The organism is Proteus sp. FZP2095, assembly GCF_023701425.1.
GTDB classification, from domain to species: domain Bacteria; phylum Pseudomonadota; class Gammaproteobacteria; order Enterobacterales; family Enterobacteriaceae; genus Proteus; species Proteus cibarius.
On sequence record NZ_JAMQBJ010000003.1, the window covers coordinates 282,215 to 303,395 of the forward strand.

A 21,181-nucleotide genomic window follows, 5' to 3' on the forward strand; every position below is an offset into this window, starting at 1 on the left:
TAGGGTTCAATTGACCTGCGTACATGACGCAGGTCTTTTGTGACTATTGATTAATGTTGTTAAGCAGAAAGCACATCTGCAAAAGTTTGCAGTGCCGTTCTCGCCTGTTCATATGTTTTAGTTTGCTGATCGATTTCGATAATGATGGAAGGAATGCCTTCTCTATCGAGGAATTTCTTCACAATAGGGGCATCAAACTCTTCGGGATCACAGAACTTCGTCAGTAAATAGACGACACCATCAGCGCCTGTGTTTTTCACCATATCGGCAATTAAACGACCACGTTTTTTCTCTGGATCATACAAAAGTGAACACCCTTCAAGCTGAGCGATTTGCTCTGCCATCGCTTCATAAGGTGCTTTGTTTTCAGGGATATCTTGGCGGAACTGACGAGACTCATGTGCGACTTCATCTGCCACAATCGCCATCTTGTTATCAGCCAAAATTTGTAGAATTGAAGGGCTATCCGCAATAATGCCTGTTACAACAATCTTGTGCCCTTTCCAAGGTTCTGGGGATAAGGTTTTACATTGTGCAACAATGGCTTCAACGGCTTTTGTATGTTCAACGACATCCATAAAGTAACCACTTTTGATCACGGTATTACGGCGTTGTGGTGTGATTAAGTTTGGATGAAGCGCAGCCATCTCTGAAAACTCGCGTAACACAGCGCGACGCTGATTAAACAGATGAATCGCATTTTTCAGTGCATCATCTGTCACCGGCTGACCTGAAATTTCCCCTAATTGCAGTGCGATTTTTTTGTATTGTTCGGTTAAGAAAGCAATACCTGCTGGGGTTTTACGATTTTGTGGATGCACCAGTTGGATAAAAGGCACTTGTGACACACCGGCTTTCCAGTTTTGCCCTAAGCATTTTAAGGTGTCACACAAAGAAGGAATTATGGCTGCTGATAGTTTATTCAGCGCACCATCTAACCCCATTTCAAGAGAAGAAAGTGCTAACGCACAATAGAAAGGAGGAAAATATTTCTTCGCTTCTGAGATCTCACGTCCTTCTGCACCCCAAATACCAAAAGGCACCATACCCGCCGCATAGACAATCTCATTTGGGGTATATTCAGGAAAACAACCAATAACCTTTTTGCCACTGCGAATAAAACCATCTAATTGAGCAATAGGGTTATCCACCACGGCTTGTAACTCATCAAACAACTCCGTTAATGTTTTCATTAGATGTCTCCCTTTTTCATTTCTGCTTTGTTAGCAGCCATAATTTCAGTCAATGCTTCAACACGGGTGACATACTGCGCTTCAGAGAAAACACGAGGATCAGCTTGGTCGCCATCAAAAGTCACTGTTGGGATCTTAAGTTCATGGCGAATACGGCGCTCAATTTCAGGCATAATGCCACTCCAGAGCTTACAACTGCGGTTAACGTGAATAATCGCGCCGTCCACTTTATTTTGACGACTAACGTCAATACGCATATCCGCAGCACGCTCAACAGAGACACAGTTAGGAACATAAGAGTAAGCGCGCATCATCTCGTCGCTGTTTTGATAAATCACACCAAACGCGGTGGCATAAACAGTAGCGGTAACGTTGATACCTTGCTCTTTTAACGGAGTCGATGTGGCACGCAAATAAGGCCAGCAGGCAATACCTTCAAAGAGAACACGGTATTTTTCTTCTCCGCGATAAGTCGATTTTTTCTCTTTGATGTTTTGTTCCATCTCTTCACACAGTTGCTCAAAAGCCAGTGCAGCTTCTAATTTACCGCGAGCACAAACCGCAACAGCCATGTGATTAAAGAGATCAAAACCATTCATTGGAGAGGGTTCATATTGGCAATATTCTGCCGCTTTCAACCATGCGCGCCCTGTACGTTGTGAGATCTCACAAACTTCTTTGAATTTCTCTTCGGAGAAAACTTTGCCAGTGACCTTTTCGAGTTGTTTAATCGCATCATCAAATTGAGCTTGAACGTATTTCACCGTGACATCATCGGTGTCATAGTCATTTTTATAAGGAATATCGATAAGGATCATCGGGATATTCAGCTCATAAGCGATATTTTCATACCATTTGATCATGCAGTTACAGATGTTGTTACAGCACAGTAAGAAGTCTGGCTGTGGCATATCCATCTCTTCACACTGTTTAATATCCATGTAAGAGAGGCTGATGCGAGCATAAGCACAGATGTCGTTGGAATATCCCATGCTTTCTGCGTGTTCACACATTTTTAAACCCGCACCTTTCGCTGCAATTGCAGCGGCTTGGTTTTCAGGGTACACCACACATAAACCTAATGTTTCAGCGATTTCTTGAGGGAAGTTAGAGGCACACCACCCTATTTTTTCACCGCTATTTTTCGCATCCCACGCACGCTGATAAGCATCAGCAGCGATTTTTTGCAGTCGTTTTTTCGCAGGAATATAATCCGGCGCATTCATATCTACATTGCTCATTTTGATGTTCCTATTGTTAACGCATCGTCTTCCAGTTGATGGCGGTACGCTTCAAAGGCATAAATGGCGGCACCTATCGCCCCGTTGTATTGTGATAATGGAGAGGTGGCGATAGAGGCGTTCAACTCTTCGCTAACATAACGAACAACTTCAAAATTACTGGCAACACCGCCTGTCATAACAACAGGAGCTTCAACACCAACCCGTTTTGCCAGACCAGCAATACGACTAGCGACAGAGCGGTGAATACCATTAATCACGTCGGGTATTGTTTCGTTATTTGCGAGATGGGAGATAACTTCCGATTCAGAGAACACGGTACAGGTTGAGCTAATTGTGACTTTTTTAGTGGACTTAGCGCCCTCTTGAGCGAGATCGGAAATTTTGGTTTCTAATACTCGCGACATCACATCGAGAAAGCGTCCGGTACCAGCAGCACACTTATCATTCATCACAAAGTTTAATAAACGGCCAGCACCATCCATATGAAGTGCCTTAACGTCTTGACCGCCGATATCAATCACTGTTTTCACGCCCGGGAAAAGAAAGTGTGCGCCTTTCGCATGACAGCTCAGTTCGCTCACTTCTTTATTGGCTTCTTTCAGAGAATTACGGCCATATCCTGTTGCGCAGATCCAGCTGATCTGACTGAGATCGCCACCAAATTGGCGCAATACTTCAGAGATCGCTTTTTCAGGGCCAGATGTCCCAGCACCGACTGATGCCAACGACTTCGCGACAATAACGTCACCATTTTTCATGATGATGCATTTTGATGCAGACGATCCGATATCAACGCCCATTGTGAAAATGTCTTGTTGCATGCCTTTGCTCTCCTGAAAATTAAAAAAGTAAGTGGATTATTCTTTCCACGTCATCACGTCTTTATTGGCTTCAAGGTTTGCTATCTCTTCAGCGCTATACCCTAATTCAGCTAATACAGACGGTGTGTCTTCACCTAACAAAGGACCACGGCGATATTCAGGTAAACCACTCTCTAAGAAATCAATTGGTGGACGAACTAAGGCTTTTTCACTGCCATTTTTGTATTTCATGTTGTAGAAAGTGTTGATTGCCCAAGCTTGTTTGTCTTCCAACACTTCTTCCCAAGTTTGTGCAATGCTGAATGGGATATCGTTTTTGGTGAAAATATCTGCCCACTCTGACGCTGTTTTTTGCTCAACTTGTTGCCAAATCAGGTCATATAATTCAGGAGAGCGATTATTTTTTGCCACTTCTTGTAGACGGGTATAACGTGCGTCTTCCGCTAAATCTGGGCGACCAATACAAGAAATAAAGGTTGGATAATAAGCGTCGTAAACAGGCATACAGACTTGAATAAAACGGTCATCTTTTGTTTTATAAGCCAGAATAAATGGGCTGGTGGTATTACGGCGATCGATTGGATACGGCTGACCATAATCAGGGTATTGTGCCGCTTGGATCATGATTGCTTGGGTATAAATTGAGGTATGCAGCAAGTTAGTTGAAACATACTCTCCTTGACCGATATTTTTAGCACGAATATAAGCAGCTAACACACCTGAAACCAAGCCTAATGCGCACTGGTGATCGCCAAGTCCTGGGATCACGTTCATAGGTACTGTGCCTTTTTGGTACAGCGAGCCTAAAATACCACCACGCGCAAAGAATGCGGTGTAGTCAAATCCCGGTAAGTCTTTATCTGGGCCTTCATCACCATAACCTGTCACGCTAGCGTAAACTAATTTTGGAAAACGTTGTTTTAACGTTTCATAGTCTAAACCTGCGCGCGCTCTTGCACCGGGACGCCAGTTAGTTAAGAAAATGTCTGCTTTTTCTAACAGTTCAAACAGGATTTTTTTCCCTGCTTCTGTTTTCGTATTTAACACGATCCCACGTTTATTGGCGTTTTCTAAATCAAAACTGGTGTTTTCATGTTGATCTAACGGGCGGCCTTCTGTTGGTGCGGTATAGCGTAAGTTATCGCCACTTGGAGATTCGATTTTGATTACATTCGCACCCATATCAGCTAAAATACGACCCGCTGCGGGTACTGCGATAAAGGTCGCCAACTCAACTACGGTGACGCCTTCCAGTGCTTTATGACTTGTCATTTCTTCTCCTAATTATTTTTAGACTTCATACTGCTGTTGTCAGAATGTGGATAAATCCGTTGTCACTTAACCCGCTACTTTGGTTTTTTCATCCTTGATTGAAACGCTATAACCCAGTTGCAATTTCAGCGCTTGCACATCAATTTTTCCGCAAGGGGTATGAGGAAATTCTGTAAAGAAATGGAGTTCTTTGGGGATTTTGTAGCGAGCCAGTCGCTCTTGTAGAAATTCACGTAATGCACTTTCACCAATGCTGTGGCCTTTTTGCACACAAATGGTGGCAATCACTTCTTCGCCTAAATCAGCAGACGAGATCCCAAATGCTTTTGTCGCATCAACACCGGGATATTCAGCAATCGCTTCTTCTATTTCACAAAGACTGATATTTTCACCGCCGCGTACCACAATCTCTTTCATGCGATAGGCATAGTGATAATTTCCTTGTTTATCAACATAACCAATATCACCCGTGTGTAACCAACCCTCTTCGTCTAACGCTTCTTTAGTTTTATCTGGCGCATTGTCATAACCCATCATTACATGGAAGCCACGCGTGCAAATTTCACCTAAAGTGCCCACTGGCACAGGTTTGCCTGTTTTTGGATTGATAATTTTCATTTCAACAAAAGGTAAAGGCTTACCAATAGAGCTGCGTTTGATCTCTAAAGCATCATTAGGGAGAGTTTGAGTGCAACAAGGTGAAGCTTCTGTTTGGCCATAAGAGACGGTGATCCCTTTCATGCCGAGGATATTTTCAATGTCATCGATTAACGCAGGAGGAAAACTCGCCCCTGCGATAATACCTTTATCAAGACTCGATAAATCGTAGTGAGAAAACTGTTCATGCTTCATTAAACGGCTAAAAATCGTTGGCACGCCATGCATAACAGTGCAACGATAGTCTTGGACGACTTTTAAAACATCTTCAGCACAATAGTTATCAAGAAGAACTAATTGGCATCCGGTTGTTAATGCAAAAAAGAGGCAAGAAGAGAGACCAAAACAGTGGAACAGAGGAACGGCTAGACAAATTACATCGTCATGCATAACACCTAAGCGCTGTGCTGACAACATGGCATTATTAATGACATTATATTGGCTTAGCATGACACCTTTAGGCATTGCTGTACTGCCAGAGGTCATTTGGATGGTCAGCAAATCTTTTACACTGACTTGTGCAACCGCATGTTGATATTCTTTATCTGATATTTTTTGGCTAACTTCTTTTAATTGAGATAAAGAGACACTTTTTTCTGCATGTTCATTTCCCATGCTAATAAATAACTGAGGTAATACATCTTTATTTTCAGATGCCTTTTTAGAAAGACAATTAATAACCTCAATAAAATGATTACTTTTAAAACCATCAGAAAAACAGAGTGCTTTAATTCCGGTTAATCGACATAAATCTAATAACTCTCTTTTCTTAAAATGAAAGTTAATACAAACAACAGGAACACCAATTTGAGCAGCAGCAAGAAAACAAATTATCCACTCTTTACTATTGGCAGACCAAATACCTAAACGATCACCTTTTTTTAAACCAATCGCTAAAAAACCACGCGCAACACTTTCTACTTCTTGTTGTAATTGTTGCCAAGAAAGTGTCTTTTTACTTTGGTTTTCAATCAAGGCTATTTGTAAAGCATGTTGCTTTACTACATTGTTTAGACATTCTTTAACTGTCATTTCTAATAAGGTCATAAATACCTACTCAACCGCTTCTTTGCTGGTGTTTACGTCTGTAATGACCTTATTCTGGGTAGGGGAAATTATTCATTCTTGGTAAATAACGAACTGTTTTTCGTCATTTGAATAGTCTGAGAGAGATTTGTGATTGAGGTCTAGATTTGGTGGGTTAAATATATTTTGTAATTGAGGAGTAATTAATAACAATGAGATAAATTTGAAACTAAGGCGTTATAAAGGTGTTATTTTTAATAAAGAAAAAGGAGAGTCACTTTATTTAAATAAAAAATAAAACCACTCTCTTTTTAATATAAATATACTCAGTTTACTTAAAGATATAAATAAATCTTATCAATAACCATTGATGTGATAATTTAAATTAAAATAGTATAAAAATAAATACAATAACGATTTAAATTTATAACATCTAAATAAAAAACGATTTAAATGATTTAACTTATTTTCTTGCTTATTAATTAAAGGAGCTATTTACCCCGTCGCATTGGCATGGTTGAAGTTTGATTAAGTGTTAATCCTTTGGTTTCTGGTGCAAACAACACAGAGACTAGCATGCCGAATAAAGAGATCGCAGCCCCCACCAGCATCGTGGTGTTAATACCATAAGTGGCGATAAAGGCAGGAAGAGCACACGTTGAAATAACCGTACCAATACGGCTTATTGACATAATGATCCCCACTGCCGATGCACGAATATCAGTCGGAAACAATTCGTTAGGATAGAGCCATTGTAAAATTCCGGGGCCACCAGAAAAGAAGGCGTAAGTCGCAAAGGCTAAGATAACAAATAAGATAGGTAAATCAGGAAAGACACCTAACACTAATAATGCCAATGTCATCATGCCAAAACTACCAATCAATAGTGGACGTCGCCCTGTCTGATTTAACCAAAACATGGCAGGAATACACCCAAACATAAAGAACAGGCTAATCACCACATTCCCCAGTGCCGCACTTCTTCCTGCATCCCATCCCAATAAACCGACAATCTGTGGCCCAAAGGTATAAATGGCAAACATCGGGATAACTTGGCAAGTCCAAATGACCGCAACAAACAGAACAAAAGAGAAGTGACGTTTATTAAATAGCTCGATAAAACGCGTTGTTTTGGCATCTTCCGCTTCAAATACTACGGGTTCACCAAAGAGTTTTATCATCATCTCATTACACTCTTTAAGACGCCCTTTGCGTATTAGCCACAGCGGTGATTCAGGTAAATCAAAACGACCAATTAAAATAATCACGCAAGGGATAAAAGCACTGCCCAACATCCAACGCCAACCATCTGCAACATCATATAAAAGATAACCGACTAAGTTGGCGCAAGTCGCTCCGATATACCACATTGCAGCAATAAAACCGACGGCAAAAGCGCGTTGTTTTTTATTGGAAAATTCAGTGATCATCGAGGTCGCAATAGGATAATCAGCACCAATCACAATCCCAATAAGGAATCGCATCACCAACAAACCCACAGGCGTGGAAACAAACATTGTCGCAATCGAAATAATGGCAATAGCCACAATATCCACAAGGAACATTTTACGGCGACCGACTTTGTCACAAATATAACCAAAAAGTGACGTACCAATAAAAAGCCCTGCTAATGTTGCCGCACCAAGCAGACCAATCCATTGTGTATCAAGCTGTAATAACGGTGTGAGTTGCTCTAGCGCCACACCAATAATCACTAATACATAGCCATCAAGAAAAGGGCCGCCACTCCCCCATAACATCACTCGACGATGTACAGAGGTAAAACGAATATCATCAAAGTTTCTGGGTTGCATGACTGCGTCCTGGTATTTTTTCTAAATAAAGCAAAAAAGAAAAGCTCCCAGGCCGGAGCAGCACTGGGAGAAAAGTAGCGATACATCATCCGTAACGATATTCCACGCCAAACGTTCCGCGTGGATATTCCCATTTTTCAAGCGCACTATCTAAACCAAGAATTCGACAAGTTCCACACTCTAAACACCCAGCATAGTCAAAGCTGATGGTGCCATCTTCTTGCTTTTTATAAAGGCCTGCTGGACATGCTTTGACTAAGGTTTCCAATACCTGCATATCAGGCTGCTCTTTAACGACGATATGTGGATTTTCCTCATCGACATTAAATTTATTGATGCCTAATTTGACATCGACATTTACGGGAGAACTCATATTGCTTTTACTCCTTTGATCCCATCTTTGATCAGATTCATCCAGCCCACTTTTTTGGTATGACGCATCATGGTTTTACGCATCGGTACTGGCGCTTCACCCGTTACAGTGAAGAGATCTTTTGCAATACCAACTACCATTTCAGGGTAAGCGGTGAACATACGAGGGTTATCAAGTAAATCAGGCATACGCTGATAGGCTTTCATATCGCGTAATGGACCATCTTCTAAATGTTTGAGATATTCATTTAGCGTTTGCTTGCTAAAATCATTTTTCTCCATGGCAGAGAGCACGGTTTTTGCAGCGGCTTCGCCTGATGCCATCGCTAAATCCATGCCACGGATAGTAAAGCCTAGATTCATACACATCCCTGCTGCATCACCGGCAATCAATACGCCATCACGTACTAATTCGTTTTGCATTCTTAATCCAGCTTCAGGAACAACGTGTGCGCCGTATTCCACCATTTTTCCGCCTTCAATGAGCGGAGCAACAACGGGATGCTGTTTAAAATCTTCCAGCATTTGTGGTACTGATTTTTTCGCATCTTTAATATGGTGAAGCCCACAGACAAGACCTAAAGAAAGCGTGGTTTTATTGGTATATAAGAAACCGCCCCCCATTAGTCCATCGGTAGGCGAACCTGCAAATAACCAAGCCGCACCTTCGTTATCTTTTAGGTTGAAACGATCTTTAATGACACTTTCAGGCAGTTCGATGATCTCTTTTACACCCACGGCTACATTTTCAGCCGCAACACGTTTTGTCATCCCTAACTGTTCAGCCAAGATAGAATTCACACCATCGGCGAGGATCACCGCTTTGGCTTCTAACACATCACCGTCTGCCTCGACGCCGACAATCTTGCCATCACGCTCAACGAGCTTATCAACACGAATACCCGTAATACATTGTGCGCCTGCGTTTTCAGCTTGCTCCATTAGCCATTGGTCAAACTCACCACGTAATACAGACCAAGAGGCGGTTTTTGGGCTCTTCCCTTCTGTATTTTGGTAATCAATGGTCATTGCGCCTGTTTCAGTCATAAATGACAATTTTTCATGAGTAATAACCCGTTCAACAGGCGCTTCTTGCGCAAACTCAGGAATGATGCGCTCAAGGGTATGTGCATACATACGACCACCGGTTACATTTTTCCCGCCAGCGTAGTTACCTCTTTCTATTAGCAATACTTGTGCGCCTTCCCTTGCCAAAACAAGTGCAGCCACAGATCCGGCTAATCCTGCGCCAACAATAATGGCATCGAAAATATCTTCGGAATCGGACATAACATCTCCAGAATTTGCGATAAACAGCAGAGAAGTTTCCTTCCCTGCTTAAATAAATCAGTTAGATAATTGACGAGTTAATGCAGGTAAAATCTTCATTAAATCACCGACAATGCCATAGTCAGCAAATTGGAAGATAGGTGCATTTTTGTCTTTATTAATAGCAACGATGGTTTGTGCGCCATTAGCGCCAACCATATGTTGAATTTGTCCTGAAATACCCGCTGCTAAATAGAGTTCAGGCTTTAGCATTAGGTTAGAAATACCAACATAGCGTTCGTGTTCCATCCATTTTTCATTTTCAGCAACAGGGCGAGAACAGGCGATTTCAGCACCAATGGCTTTCGCTAACTCTTCTGCAATAACGATGTTTTCTTTGCTACCGATACCGCGACCAACGCTAACAACAAAACGCGCTTTATCTAAATCAACTGTGTTGATTGCGCGTGGTTGAACTGAATTACGAACGATAGTTTGAGCTGGAGCAATCCATGCGACTTTTTGTGCATTACCTGTAGCGCCAGTTTCTGATGCAACATCAAAAGCACCCACGCTTGCAGTTACCACACAGTAAGGGGTTTTCAGGGTTTCATCACCAAAAGCAAGACCGCCGTAAACCATGTGTTTTGCCACTAATGCATCACCCTCTGCTTTTAAAGATTGGGCGTCGTTAGAAACGACTGCTTCTAAACGGTGGCCTAAACGTGCAGCTAATAATTTTCCGCGACGTGTATTAGGCAGTAGCACTAATCCTGCATCACCTTTTTGTTTAATGGTTTCAACCATGCTTTGTGCATAGTCTTCAATAATGCGATCGTCAGGTTTACCTTCTAATTGGAAAACCTCTGTTGCCCCTAATTTAAAAGCAGCAACGCTTTGTTCATCATTCAATGTAAATACATTGATAGATTGCCCTAATGAAAAAGCGCCACCCATTAATTCTGGTAAACGGGAAAGTGCATCACTAAATACCCAAACAGTTGAAAACTGGCTCATAACTCCCCCTATTACTTAAGAATTTTACGTAAATGTTCTGCCAACTCAGCAATCTGATCATCGCCATCACCTTCAATAATGATGCGTTGACGTACTTTCTGTTTTGGTGCCGCCACTTTTTGCTCTGAACGCGCAGTAATCGCATCCAGACCAAGATCGGCAACACTCCATTGCTGAACAGGTTTCTTGGCCGCGCCAAGAATGGCTTTCATCGAAGGAATTTGAGGTGTGTTAATGTCGGTAGAAACGGCGATAACAGCAGGTAATGGAATGGTCAGTGTTTCGATTTCATTTTCTAACTCGCGCTCAACCGTAATTGAGTCATTAGAAAGAGAAACAATTTTGTTAATACCATTTATCGCAGGAACATTTAATAATTCACCCACCAGCAAACTAACTTGTTGTGAGCTAAGATCCGCAGAGCCGTCACCGCAAAGAATTAAGTCATAACCTTTTTTAGTCGCTGCCGCCGCCAATGCTACCGCTGTTTGGTAAGGTAAAGAGGCTTCAAATTGCTCATCAACCACAACTACGAGTTCGTCAGCACCACGAGAAAGAACGTCTTTACGTGCTTTCGCATTTGTCAGTGCTTTACCACCAACACTCATTGCCGTGATTTGAATGCCATCAAGCTGAGACTTTAGCTGATTAGCGGCTTCAATTGCATTTAAATCATATTGGCTGATTTTGGTGTTAGCACGAGAAAAATCCAGCGAACTGTCTGCGCTATTTACCGTAATATCCTGCTCATCGGGAACACTCTTGTAACATGTAATAATATTCATTACATCTCCTGAAATTAATAAATAATGTCATTTGCTCTGGCAATGTAATATAGAATTAACACAATTAAGAGATTAAAAAATTAAACCTAGGTCACCAATATTGAACATTACTAAATAAAGAATAGATAGGTTTCAATATTGCTAAACATATCACCAATATTGAAATTAGTTTTAATTGAAGTGAACAACTTTCAATATTGCTACATCGATCAACAATATTGAAAGACAGAATATAACAACCCTATTACATACAAATAGATAGATATAATTATCAATCAGTTACAATGAAAACGAAACGTTATAAAACGTAACATAAAATCGACAAAAAGAATAGTGTGAAGTGAATAACAGAATGGATTTCTTATAATATCCATTATTCATCATCATTAATCGATTTGTGGATTAGCCAATAAGTTTATTTATCTATTATGATGAAACACCAATAGACGAAACACTCATAAATAAACTCAAATGCTTTATTAGATATTAGGAATTAACACTACTTAAACTTCTGCGTTAAATATATTTGGAAAATTTACCTATGAGCAAAGATAATAAAAAGGCAGGAATAGAACCGAAGGTTTTTTTTCCGCCATTAATCATTGTTGGTATTTTATGCTGGCTAACGGTACGTGATCTTGACGCTTCAAATGAAGTGATTAATGCCGTATTCAGCTATGTTACCAATGTCTGGGGTTGGGCCTTCGAATGGTATATGGTCATTATGTTCGGAGGTTGGTTTTGGTTAGTCTTCGGTCGTTATGCCAATAAACGCCTTGGGGAAGATAAACCTGAATTTAGTACCGCAAGCTGGATCTTTATGATGTTTGCGTCTTGTACGTCGGCTGCCGTCCTCTTCTGGGGTTCGATTGAAATATACTATTACATTTCAAGCCCTCCTTTTGGGATGGAAGCTTACTCAACTCAAGCTAAAGAAATTGGTCTTGCTTACAGCTTGTTCCATTGGGGTCCTTTGCCTTGGGCAACTTATAGTTTCCTTTCTGTTGCGTTTGCTTACTTCTTCTTTGTTCGCAAAATGGAAGTTATCCGTCCAAGTAGTACCTTAACCCCATTAATCGGTGAAAAACACGTTAATGGCTTATTCGGTACCATTGTTGATAACTTCTATTTAGTTGCTCTGATTTTAGCGATGGGAACTAGCCTCGGTTTAGCAACACCGTTAGTCACCGAATGTATTCAATATTTATTTGGTATTCCTCATACCCTGCAATTAGACGCCATCATTATCTCTTGCTGGATCTTATTAAACGCAATCTGCGTGGCATTTGGTCTACAAAAAGGGGTGAAAATCGCCAGTGATATTCGTACTTACCTGAGCTTCTTAATGCTGGGTTGGGTGTTTATCGTCGGCGGTGCGAGCTTTATCGTCAATTACTTCACAGACTCTGTGGGGACATTGATGATGTATATGCCTCGTATGCTGTTCTATACAGACCCAATCGGTAAAGGCGGATTCCCTCAAGGTTGGACTGTCTTCTATTGGGCATGGTGGGTTATTTACGCCATCCAAATGAGTATCTTCTTAGCACGTATCTCTAAAGGCCGTACTGTTCGTGAATTATGTTTAGGGATGGTTTCAGGTTTAACCGCAGGAACTTGGCTAATTTGGACAATCCTTGGCGGTAACACCATACAATTGATTGACCAAAATATCCTCAACATTCCACAACTGATTGAACAATACGGTGTACCTCGCGCAATCATCGAGACATGGGCGGCATTACCGTTGAGCACAGCGACAATGTGGGGCTTCTTTATCCTCTGCTTTATTGCCACTGTCACCTTAATTAACGCCTGTTCTTACACACTAGCAATGTCCACTTGTCGCTCTATGAAAGAAGGCTCTGAGCCACCTTTATTAGTGCGTATTGGCTGGTCTGTGCTGGTCGGTATTATCGGCATCATTCTGCTCGCACTTGGGGGTTTAAAACCAATTCAAACCGCCATTATCGCCGGAGGATGTCCACTATTTTTCGTCAATATCATGGTCACCTTGTCCTTTATTAAAGATGCCAAAGTACATTGGAAAGACTGATCCGCTATACGCAAAGAATGACATATTAAGAGGTTATTAACATGGATTTTAGATTGAATGATGAGCAGGAACTGTTTGTTGACGGTGTCCGCGAATTAATGGCCAGTGAAAACTGGGAAGCTTATTTCGCACAGTGTGATCGCGAAAGTAAATACCCAGAACGTTTTGTCAAAGCCTTAGCGGATATGGAAATTGACAATCTGCTTATTCCTGAAGAGCACGGTGGCTTAAATGCAGGTTTTGTTACTGTTGCTGCAATCTGGATGGAATTAGGTCGCTTAGGTGCGCCAACTTACGTTCTTTATCAATTGCCGGGTGGATTTAACACCGTCTTGCGTGAAGGGACTCAAGAGCAAATTGATAAAATTATGGCGTTTCGCGGTACTGGTAAACAGATGTGGAACTCCGCTATCACAGAACCCGGCGCAGGCTCTGACGTAGGTAGCTTACAAACCACTTATACCCGTAAAGATGGCAAAGTTTACCTCAATGGTAGCAAGTGCTTTATCACTAGTAGTGCCTATACCCCTTACGTTGTTGTGATGAGCCGTGATTCAGCGTCTCCAGATAAACCTATCTTCACTGAATGGTTTGTGGATATGAGCAAACCAGGTATCAAAGTCAACAAGTTAGAAAAACTAGGTTTACGTATGGATAGCTGCTGTGAAATCACTTTCGACAACGTTGAGCTTGAAGAGAAAGACATGTTTGGTCGTGAAGGTAACGGCTTTAACCGTGTGAAAGAAGAGTTCGACCACGAGCGTTTCTTAGTGGCACTCACTAACTACGGTACAGCGATGTGTGCATTTGAAGATGCGGCGCGTTATGCCAACCAACGTGTGCAATTTGGTGAAGCAATTGGTCGCTTCCAACTTATTCAAGAAAAATTCGCTCATATGGCGATCAAACTCAATTCAATGCGCAACATGTTATATGAAACTGCATGGAAGAGTGACAACAACTTAATCACTTCTGGTGATGCAGCTATGTGTAAATACTTCTGTGCAAACGCAGCGTTTGAAGTGGTTGATAGTGCAATGCAAGTGCTTGGTGGTGTCGGTATTGCTGGCGAGCACCGTATTTCTCGTTTCTGGCGTGACCTTCGTGTTGACCGTGTATCTGGTGGTTCAGATGAAATGCAGATCCTGACATTAGGACGTTCAGTACTTAAACAGTATCGCTAATTAATCACGAATAACTCTCTCATCCAATGATGAGAGAGTTTTCACTCAGACCACTTACGAGGTGACGCTATGACAGAACATTTACCAATGCCACAATTCGGCCCACTTTCAGGGGTTCGTGTTGTGTTTTCAGGAATTGAAATTGCAGGGCCATTCGCAGGACAAATGTTCGCAGAATGGGGAGCTGAAGTGATTTGGATTGAAAACGTTGCATGGGCTGACACCATTCGCGTTCAACCTCACTACCCTCAACTTTCTCGCCGTAATCTTCATGCACTATCGTTAAATATCTTTAAAGACGAAGGTCGTGATGCGTTCCTAAAATTAATGGAAACAACCGACATCTTTATCGAAGCGAGTAAAGGCCCTGCCTTTGCACGTCGCGGTATTACAGATGAAGTATTATGGGAACATAACCCTAAGTTAGTTATCGCTCATTTATCGGGTTTTGGTCAATATGGCGATCCGCAATACACCAACTTACCCGCTTATAACACCATTGCTCAGGCTTTCAGTGGTTACCTTATTCAAAACGGTGACAAAGATCAGCCAATGCCAGCCTTCCCTTATACCGCAGACTACTTCTCAGGGATGACCGCAACCACTTCTGCGTTAGCTGCGCTGTATAAAGTTCAACAAACAGGTAAAGGCGAAAGTATTGATATTGCTATGTATGAAGTGATGTTGCGTATGGGGCAATACTTCATGATGGACTATTTCAATGGTGGTGAGATCTGCCCTCGTATGACAAAAGGGAAAGATCCGTACTACGCAGGCTGTGGGCTTTACCGTTGCCAAGATGGTTATATCGTGATGGAAGTTGTCGGTATCACTCAAATTGAAGAAATTTTCAAAGATATCGGACTTGCTCATCTGCTTGGTACACCTGAAGTTCCTGAAGGCACTCAACTTATTCACCGCATTAATTGCCCTCATGGTCAATTATTTGAAGACAAATTAGATGAATGGTTAGCTAAGCAACCCATCACAGAAGTACTCAAACGTCTTTCAGAGCTCAATATTGCCAGCGCCAAAGTGCTGACTATTCCAGAGCTTGAAGACAATCCGCAATATGTCGCGCGTGAATCGATTACCGAATGGCAAACCATGAATGGCGAAACCTGCAAAGGGCCAAATGTGATGCCTAAATTCAAAAATAATCCGGGAAAAATATGGCGTGGAATGCCTTCTCACGGCATGGATACAAACGCGATTTTAAAAAATATCGGTTATAGCGAAGAACAAATCAGGGGGCTGGTCGATAAGGGACTGGCTAAAATCGTAAAATAACACTGTAAAATTCAGACGTTTATAGACATAAAGCACGTCTGAATTTACAGCAAAAGATAGGGTAACAGTTTAATGGATGTGATTGGCAAACAAAACTTACGTCAGATGTGGGATGATTTGGCAGAGGTTTATGGTACAAAAACAGCGCTAATTTTTGAATCCGCACAAGGACAAGTGAGACAATTTAGCTACAGTGAATTAAATGAAGAGATAAATAGAACCGCAAATCTTTTTCATGCTGGTGGCATAAAAAAAGGCGATCACGTTGCCTTACATCTTGATAACTGTCCTGAATTTTTCTTTTGCTGGTTTGGCTTGGCAAAAATTGGCGCTGTTATGGTGCCAATTAATGCGCGCTTTATGTATGAAGAGAGCGCATGGATAATCAATCACTGCCAAGCTCATTACGTGGTTACTCGCGATAATTTCTATCCTATTTACCAACCTATGTTGCAGGATGAACAATGCCCTTTAACACAACTGTTTTTAATAACAGAAAACAGTCTGCCTGCTGAAAAAGGCGTTATCGACTTTTTAAAAGAGAAAGCCAAGCACCCTGCTACGCTTAATCATCACACACCATTAAGTGTGGATGACACTGCTGAAATTCTTTTTACCTCAGGAACAACATCTCAACCTAAAGGCGTAGTTATCACACACTATAACCTACGTTTTGCGGGTTATTACTCATCATGGCAAAACGCATTACGTGAAGACGACGTTTATCTTACGGTTATGCCTGCCTTTCATATTGACTGCCAATGCACTGCATCGCTCGCCGCATTTTCTGTGGGTGCCACCTTTGTATTGTTAGAAAAATACAGTGCCAGAGCCTTTTGGAAACAGATCCTTAAATACCAAGCAACGGTCGCGGAATGTATTCCAATGATGATGAGAACCTTAATGGCGCAACCTGTTTCATCAGAAGAAAAGCAGCACAAATTACGTGAAGTGATGTTTTACCTCAATCTTGCTGACGAAGAAAAAGATGCCTTTCTTGAACGATTCAACGTGCGATTACTCACCTCGTATGGCATGACAGAAACTATTGTTGGTTTAATTGGTGACAGACCCGGTGATAAACGCCGTTGGCCCTCAATTGGTAGACCTGGTTTTTGCTATCAAGCTCAAATCAGGGACAAACAAAATAATGAAGTCCCTGATGGAGTTGTAGGTGAAATTTGCGTAAAAGGCGAGCCTGGAAAAACCATTTTTAAAGAGTATTACAACCGACCTGATGCCACAGCAAAAGCATTAGAGCCCGATGGTTGGTTACATACTGGCGATTATGGTTATCGTGACGATGAAGGCTTTTTCTATTTCGTTGATCGTAGCTGCAATATGATCAAACGCGGTGGCGAGAATGTCTCTTGTGTTGAGATTGAAAACATCATTTCTTCACATCCTAAAGTTCAAGATGTGGCTGTAATTGGTGTTCCTGACAACATTCGCGATGAAGCGATCAAAGCATTTGTTGTACTGGTTGAAAATGAGACCTTGAGTGAAGAAGAGTTCTTCTATTTCTGTGAGCAAAATATGGCGAAATTCAAAGTCCCCTCTGAAGTTGAATTTAGAGACGGTTTGCCTCGTAACTGCTCAGGAAAAGTGATTAAAAAGCATTTGAAATAAGACATAGGTAGATTTAACCACAAATTAATAACCTCAATCATAAATGCTTATTTTTGATGACGAAAAGGAATACAACATGAGCCAGTCATTACACCTAACAACTCGTGGTTCAGTACTTGAAATTGTATTAGATAGACCAAAAGCGAATGCCATTGATGCGAAAACAAGCCATGAAATGGGCGAAGTTTTTCTGCGTTTTCGTAATGATCCCAACTTACGTGTTGCGATTATTACAGGTGCAGGTGAACGCTTTTTCTCTGCAGGATGGGATTTAAAAGCTGCAGCTGAAGGTGAAGCACCTGATGCTGACTTTGGTGCCGGTGGTTTTGCTGGTTTAACTGAGCTTTTCAATCTGGATAAACCTGTCATTGCTGCAGTTAACGGCTATGCTTTTGGTGGTGGTTTTGAATTAGCACTCGCTGCCGACATGATGGTGTGTTCAGACAATGCTTCTTTTGCTTTACCTGAAGCACAGTTAGGCATTGTACCTGACAGTGGCGGTGTTCTGCGTTTACCTAAACGTTTACCACCCGCTATCGTCAATGAAATGCTGATGACAGGTCGTCGCATGAATGCCGACGAAGCGCTTCGTTGGGGTATTGCAAACCGTGTTGTCAGCTCCGCTGAACTTATGGACAGCGCACGCGAACTTGCAGACCAAATTGCCAACAGTGCCCCACTGGCTGTTGCTGCATTAAAAGAGATTTACCGCGCTACTAGCGAGCTTTCTATTGAAGAGGGTTACAAACTTATGCGCAGTGGTGTGTTAAAACATTACCCAAGTGTTTTACATTCAGAAGACGCCACCGAAGGCCCACTAGCCTTTGCTGAAAAACGCGCGCCTGAGTGGAAAGGCCGGTAATTATCGTTAATCTCGATAATACAACAAAGAGGAAAACTGATGAGTATCTACGCGTTTGAAGGTCTTATTCCTGTGGTTCATCCAACAGCTTATGTTCATCCATCTGCTGTATTAATTGGTGATGTGATTATCGGTGCGGGTGTTTATATCGGCCCCTTGGCATCACTAAGAGGGGATTATGGGCGCTTGATTGTTGAAGCAGGTGCTAACCTTCAAGACGGTTGTATCATGCACGGCTATACCGATATGGATACCATTGTTAGAGAAAATGGGCATATCGGACACGGTGCCATTCTTCATAGTTGTATTATCGGGCGTGACAGTTTAGTCGGCATGAATAGCGTGATTATGGATGGTGCAATAATCGGCGAAGAAAGTATTGTTGCCGCCATGAGCTTTGTAAAAGCAGGCTTTCAAGGGCAACCTCGGCAAATGCTGATTGGTAGCCCTGCAAAACATGTGCGGGATATTACTGACAATGACATGGAATGGAAGCGTATGAACACACGCGAATATCAAGACTTGGCGGTTCGTTGTCGCCAAAGCTTAGTTGAAACCACACCTTTAACTGCACCTGAACCTAATCGCCCGCGTTTACGCGGTACAACAGATGTAAAGCCGAAAGGTCAGTGACAAACTACGACAGGCGTTGCAAGCGCCTGTCGTCATTGTTCAAATTGTTTAGTATGAAACGAAGTCACGTAATTAGCGACGTTGAGATTTTGACAACATCCATTGCCATTTTTGCTCATGGTTCAACCCATGAGGGATCATTGCCGCTAATTTTTCAGGAGAACTTTGACTACTTTTACCTTGAACATGGCCTTTTAAGCGTGAATAAAGTTGAGGATCGATATGACTCACTTTGATCATTCGTTGACACTGACAGCCTCTACCTTCTAGTTGGTTAGGTACACTTTTCGTTTCACACTCAATTTCTTTTACATCAGAAAGAATGTAAGAAACGATATTAATCGCATTGCATTGAGGAATATCGAATTTTTTTGCGATTTCCTTTGCACTTACCCAACGTTCTTGCTCTTGAACCCAGTCAGCAATTGACAGATAAAGTGGCTTACTCATGTATTCTTCACACATAATTACTCCAATATCACAAATGAAATTTATTTATTGCTAAATAAAGATAATAACTATATATGTTAATTATCATTGCACCGCGGAGTATCGGTTTTCCCTGTTAATTTGAGAAGTTAACAAACTAATCAAAATAATATTTAGTTTACTTTTAACAACCAAACTCTTTAATTAACACACCCGTCACAATTTATTATTTTGTTATTAAAGCCAAAGTAATAACAATTAAACCGAGTAAAAACAAAAAATTAATTAAATATTAAAATATAAAACACACCTTTTAAAGAACTACTTATCAAATTGATTTTAAAGGAGTTTTAATAAACAAAATAAAAAAAGAAATAGATTATATTAATAATCCATTTATAGACTAAGATTATAGTAATAGATTTTAATTTAGATTGCCAGAAAGGTGGCTTATTATTAGATATAAATCAATAATCGTTTATCTTCACTTGCTGATAGGTCTATAAAAAATTCATTAGAAAAATTAAAGATTAAATAGAGTGATAGGAAAGAATTTAATTTTAATACTCATTTCCCTATTACATTATCAATAATGTACCCAGATAATAATAATTAAAAATCATGTATCTATAATATAATCCTATAAAATTAGCAAAAATAAGCAGATGATCGCTCTATTTATAATCACTAATAAAAGAAGATTATTTCAATAATAATTATCTATTTATCTTCATTTAAAAATAATGAAATATTATTTCAAATAAGACTCATTTACGCTTATCTCAAATAAACATCAATTAAGCGCTATATAAATAGAATAGCGCTGATCATATAATGTCTAAGTAGATCCGACTAAAGAAGGCGACGATCAAATGCAGTTTGCCAGTCATCGGCGAATCTATTTACCGCATCATCCACAACCGGGGAACGAATAATAGAGTAAGCAAGCTCAATCGGTAATGTCACTGAAGAAGCGCCTGCTAATAAACAATCGACCACTTGTCGTGGTGTTTTAAAACTCGCTGCTAGGATTTTTGTGGGTAAATTATGCATAGTAATTAGAGTTTGTAACTCTTTTACCACTCTTACACCATCAGAGCCTTGTCTATCCATTCGATGCACATAAGGAGCAATATAGTCTGCACCTGCTAATGCCGCCATTAACCCTTGAGACACACTGTAAATTGCAGTGCCTAATACCAGCATATTTTTTTGCTTTAATTGTTTAATAGCGACAAGCCCTGCTTCTGTAACAGGAATTTTAATCACGGTATTATCTGCAATATTTCCTATACGCAATGCTTCTTCAATCATGGTATCGACATCACTGGCAATGACCTGTGCAAATACGCGGCCTTTACCGCCCATTGCTGCTTTTAATTCGGGTAACAGTATTTCAATATCTTGTGCGGATTTAGCAATAATAGACGGATTGGTGGTGACACCTGCAATAGGAAGAACTTGAGAGAGTTTTCTGACTTCTTCGATATCCGCTGTATCTAAATATATTTCCATAATCGCGCCTCAATAATGTTGGTTTTTAAGCTAAATAATTATAGGTATAACGTAAAAAGTAGCATTGTGCGCGATGGATTTCTAGTGGTTCCAATAAAAATAGCGCCCGAGTA

General features: G+C 40.9%; 18 protein-coding genes. 6 read left to right on the forward strand and 12 right to left on the reverse strand.

Annotated features, from left to right (window positions below):
• Positions 1-59: 59 nt before the first annotated feature.
• From NBG71_RS14105 to NBG71_RS14150, 10 genes are all read right to left on the reverse strand, one after another.
• A complete protein-coding gene (locus NBG71_RS14105) occupies positions 60-1,193 on the reverse strand; it encodes a 2-hydroxyacyl-CoA dehydratase subunit D (RefSeq protein WP_250916944.1) in 1,134 nt (377 codons plus the stop codon).
• Positions 1,193-2,434, reverse strand: coding sequence for a 2-hydroxyacyl-CoA dehydratase subunit D (locus tag NBG71_RS14110; protein ID WP_036934372.1), 1,242 nt, complete (start codon positions 2,432-2,434; stop codon positions 1,193-1,195). The genes NBG71_RS14105 and NBG71_RS14110 overlap by 1 nt, the downstream gene beginning before the upstream one ends.
• A complete protein-coding gene (locus NBG71_RS14115) occupies positions 2,431-3,258 on the reverse strand; it encodes an acyl-CoA dehydratase activase (RefSeq protein WP_075673866.1) in 828 nt (275 codons plus the stop codon). Before NBG71_RS14115 ends, NBG71_RS14110 begins: the two co-directional genes overlap by 4 nt.
• Before the next feature lie 36 nt (positions 3,259-3,294).
• Positions 3,295-4,530 carry a CaiB/BaiF CoA transferase family protein gene (locus NBG71_RS14120; RefSeq protein ID WP_075673865.1) on the reverse strand — a complete coding sequence of 412 codons (1,236 nt, stop codon included), beginning with the start codon at positions 4,528-4,530 and terminating at the stop codon, positions 3,295-3,297.
• Between the two features lie 66 nt (positions 4,531-4,596).
• The gene (locus tag NBG71_RS14125) at positions 4,597-6,234 is read right to left on the reverse strand and encodes an AMP-binding protein (protein WP_156734159.1); all 1,638 of its coding nucleotides are present in this window, start codon (positions 6,232-6,234) and stop codon (positions 4,597-4,599) included.
• A 470-nt stretch (positions 6,235-6,704) separates the two neighbouring features.
• Positions 6,705-8,027, reverse strand: coding sequence for an MFS transporter (locus tag NBG71_RS14130; RefSeq protein WP_075673863.1), 1,323 nt, complete (start codon positions 8,025-8,027; stop codon positions 6,705-6,707).
• Positions 8,028-8,112: 85 nt separating this feature from the next.
• A complete protein-coding gene (fixX, locus tag NBG71_RS14135; protein WP_023582978.1) occupies positions 8,113-8,400 on the reverse strand; it encodes a ferredoxin-like protein FixX in 288 nt (95 codons plus the stop codon).
• Entirely contained in the window at positions 8,397-9,689 is a 1,293-nt protein-coding gene (gene fixC / locus NBG71_RS14140) for an FAD-dependent oxidoreductase FixC (protein ID WP_075673861.1), read from the reverse strand. Before fixC ends, fixX begins: the two co-directional genes overlap by 4 nt.
• A gap of 57 nt (positions 9,690-9,746) precedes the next feature.
• Complete coding sequence (locus NBG71_RS14145) at positions 9,747-10,685, reverse strand: FAD-binding protein (RefSeq protein ID WP_164530730.1); 939 nt, start codon at positions 10,683-10,685, stop codon at positions 9,747-9,749.
• Between the two features lie 11 nt (positions 10,686-10,696).
• Positions 10,697-11,470 (reverse strand): electron transfer flavoprotein FixA, encoded by a 774-nt coding sequence (locus NBG71_RS14150; protein WP_099659736.1) that lies wholly within the window; start codon positions 11,468-11,470, stop codon positions 10,697-10,699.
• 541 nt (positions 11,471-12,011) lie between these two features.
• On the opposite strand from NBG71_RS14150, the gene caiT reads away from it, so the two are divergent.
• The 6 genes from caiT (at position 12,012) to caiE (ending at position 19,124) form a co-directional block, all read left to right on the forward strand.
• Positions 12,012-13,526 carry an L-carnitine/gamma-butyrobetaine antiporter gene (gene caiT / locus NBG71_RS14155; protein ID WP_075673858.1) on the forward strand — a complete coding sequence of 505 codons (1,515 nt, stop codon included), beginning with the start codon at positions 12,012-12,014 and terminating at the stop codon, positions 13,524-13,526.
• A 41-nt stretch (positions 13,527-13,567) separates the two neighbouring features.
• The gene (gene caiA, locus NBG71_RS14160; RefSeq protein ID WP_023582983.1) at positions 13,568-14,710 is read left to right on the forward strand and encodes a crotonobetainyl-CoA dehydrogenase; all 1,143 of its coding nucleotides are present in this window, start codon (positions 13,568-13,570) and stop codon (positions 14,708-14,710) included.
• Positions 14,711-14,779: 69 nt separating this feature from the next.
• The gene (gene caiB, locus NBG71_RS14165; RefSeq protein WP_075673857.1) at positions 14,780-16,000 is read left to right on the forward strand and encodes an L-carnitine CoA-transferase; all 1,221 of its coding nucleotides are present in this window, start codon (positions 14,780-14,782) and stop codon (positions 15,998-16,000) included.
• 72 nt (positions 16,001-16,072) lie between these two features.
• On the forward strand, positions 16,073-17,629 hold the full coding sequence (gene caiC, locus NBG71_RS14170) for a crotonobetaine/carnitine-CoA ligase (protein ID WP_075673856.1): 1,557 nt from the start codon (positions 16,073-16,075) through the stop codon (positions 17,627-17,629).
• Between the two features lie 76 nt (positions 17,630-17,705).
• On the forward strand, positions 17,706-18,491 hold the full coding sequence (gene caiD, locus NBG71_RS14175) for a crotonobetainyl-CoA hydratase (RefSeq protein WP_099659737.1): 786 nt from the start codon (positions 17,706-17,708) through the stop codon (positions 18,489-18,491).
• A 39-nt stretch (positions 18,492-18,530) separates the two neighbouring features.
• Positions 18,531-19,124: a carnitine operon protein CaiE gene (caiE, locus tag NBG71_RS14180; protein WP_075674369.1), complete on the forward strand. Its 594-nt coding sequence runs from the start codon at positions 18,531-18,533 to the stop codon at positions 19,122-19,124.
• 72 nt (positions 19,125-19,196) lie between these two features.
• On the opposite strand, the gene caiF is transcribed toward caiE, so the two are convergent.
• Positions 19,197-19,589, reverse strand: a complete 393-nt coding sequence (caiF, locus tag NBG71_RS14185; RefSeq protein WP_075674368.1) for a carnitine metabolism transcriptional regulator CaiF — start codon at positions 19,587-19,589, stop codon at positions 19,197-19,199.
• A gap of 816 nt (positions 19,590-20,405) precedes the next feature.
• Complete coding sequence (gene fsa / locus NBG71_RS14190) at positions 20,406-21,068, reverse strand: fructose-6-phosphate aldolase (protein ID WP_164530733.1); 663 nt, start codon at positions 21,066-21,068, stop codon at positions 20,406-20,408.
• Positions 21,069-21,181 lie beyond the last annotated feature (113 nt).

Coding starts and splice junctions, on each gene's coding strand:
- NBG71_RS14115 (WP_075673866.1), bottom strand. CDS start 3,258: ATGCAACAAGACATTTTCACAATGGGCGTTGATATCGGATCGTCTGCA.
- caiT (WP_075673858.1), top strand. CDS start 12,012: ATGAGCAAAGATAATAAAAAGGCAGGAATAGAACCGAAGGTTTTTTTT.
- fsa (WP_164530733.1), bottom strand. CDS start 21,068: ATGGAAATATATTTAGATACAGCGGATATCGAAGAAGTCAGAAAACTC.
- NBG71_RS14150 (WP_099659736.1), bottom strand. CDS start 11,470: ATGAATATTATTACATGTTACAAGAGTGTTCCCGATGAGCAGGATATT.
- NBG71_RS14125 (WP_156734159.1), bottom strand. CDS start 6,234: ATGACCTTATTAGAAATGACAGTTAAAGAATGTCTAAACAATGTAGTA.
- fixX (WP_023582978.1), bottom strand. CDS start 8,400: ATGAGTTCTCCCGTAAATGTCGATGTCAAATTAGGCATCAATAAATTT.
- fixC (WP_075673861.1), bottom strand. CDS start 9,689: ATGTCCGATTCCGAAGATATTTTCGATGCCATTATTGTTGGCGCAGGA.
- NBG71_RS14145 (WP_164530730.1), bottom strand. CDS start 10,685: ATGAGCCAGTTTTCAACTGTTTGGGTATTTAGTGATGCACTTTCCCGT.
- caiC (WP_075673856.1), top strand. CDS start 16,073: ATGGATGTGATTGGCAAACAAAACTTACGTCAGATGTGGGATGATTTG.
- NBG71_RS14120 (WP_075673865.1), bottom strand. CDS start 4,530: ATGACAAGTCATAAAGCACTGGAAGGCGTCACCGTAGTTGAGTTGGCG.
- NBG71_RS14110 (WP_036934372.1), bottom strand. CDS start 2,434: ATGAGCAATGTAGATATGAATGCGCCGGATTATATTCCTGCGAAAAAA.
- caiD (WP_099659737.1), top strand. CDS start 17,706: ATGAGCCAGTCATTACACCTAACAACTCGTGGTTCAGTACTTGAAATT.
- NBG71_RS14105 (WP_250916944.1), bottom strand. CDS start 1,193: ATGAAAACATTAACGGAGTTGTTTGATGAGTTACAAGCCGTGGTGGAT.
- caiB (WP_075673857.1), top strand. CDS start 14,780: ATGACAGAACATTTACCAATGCCACAATTCGGCCCACTTTCAGGGGTT.
- caiF (WP_075674368.1), bottom strand. CDS start 19,589: ATGTGTGAAGAATACATGAGTAAGCCACTTTATCTGTCAATTGCTGAC.
- caiE (WP_075674369.1), top strand. CDS start 18,531: ATGAGTATCTACGCGTTTGAAGGTCTTATTCCTGTGGTTCATCCAACA.
- caiA (WP_023582983.1), top strand. CDS start 13,568: ATGGATTTTAGATTGAATGATGAGCAGGAACTGTTTGTTGACGGTGTC.
- NBG71_RS14130 (WP_075673863.1), bottom strand. CDS start 8,027: ATGCAACCCAGAAACTTTGATGATATTCGTTTTACCTCTGTACATCGT.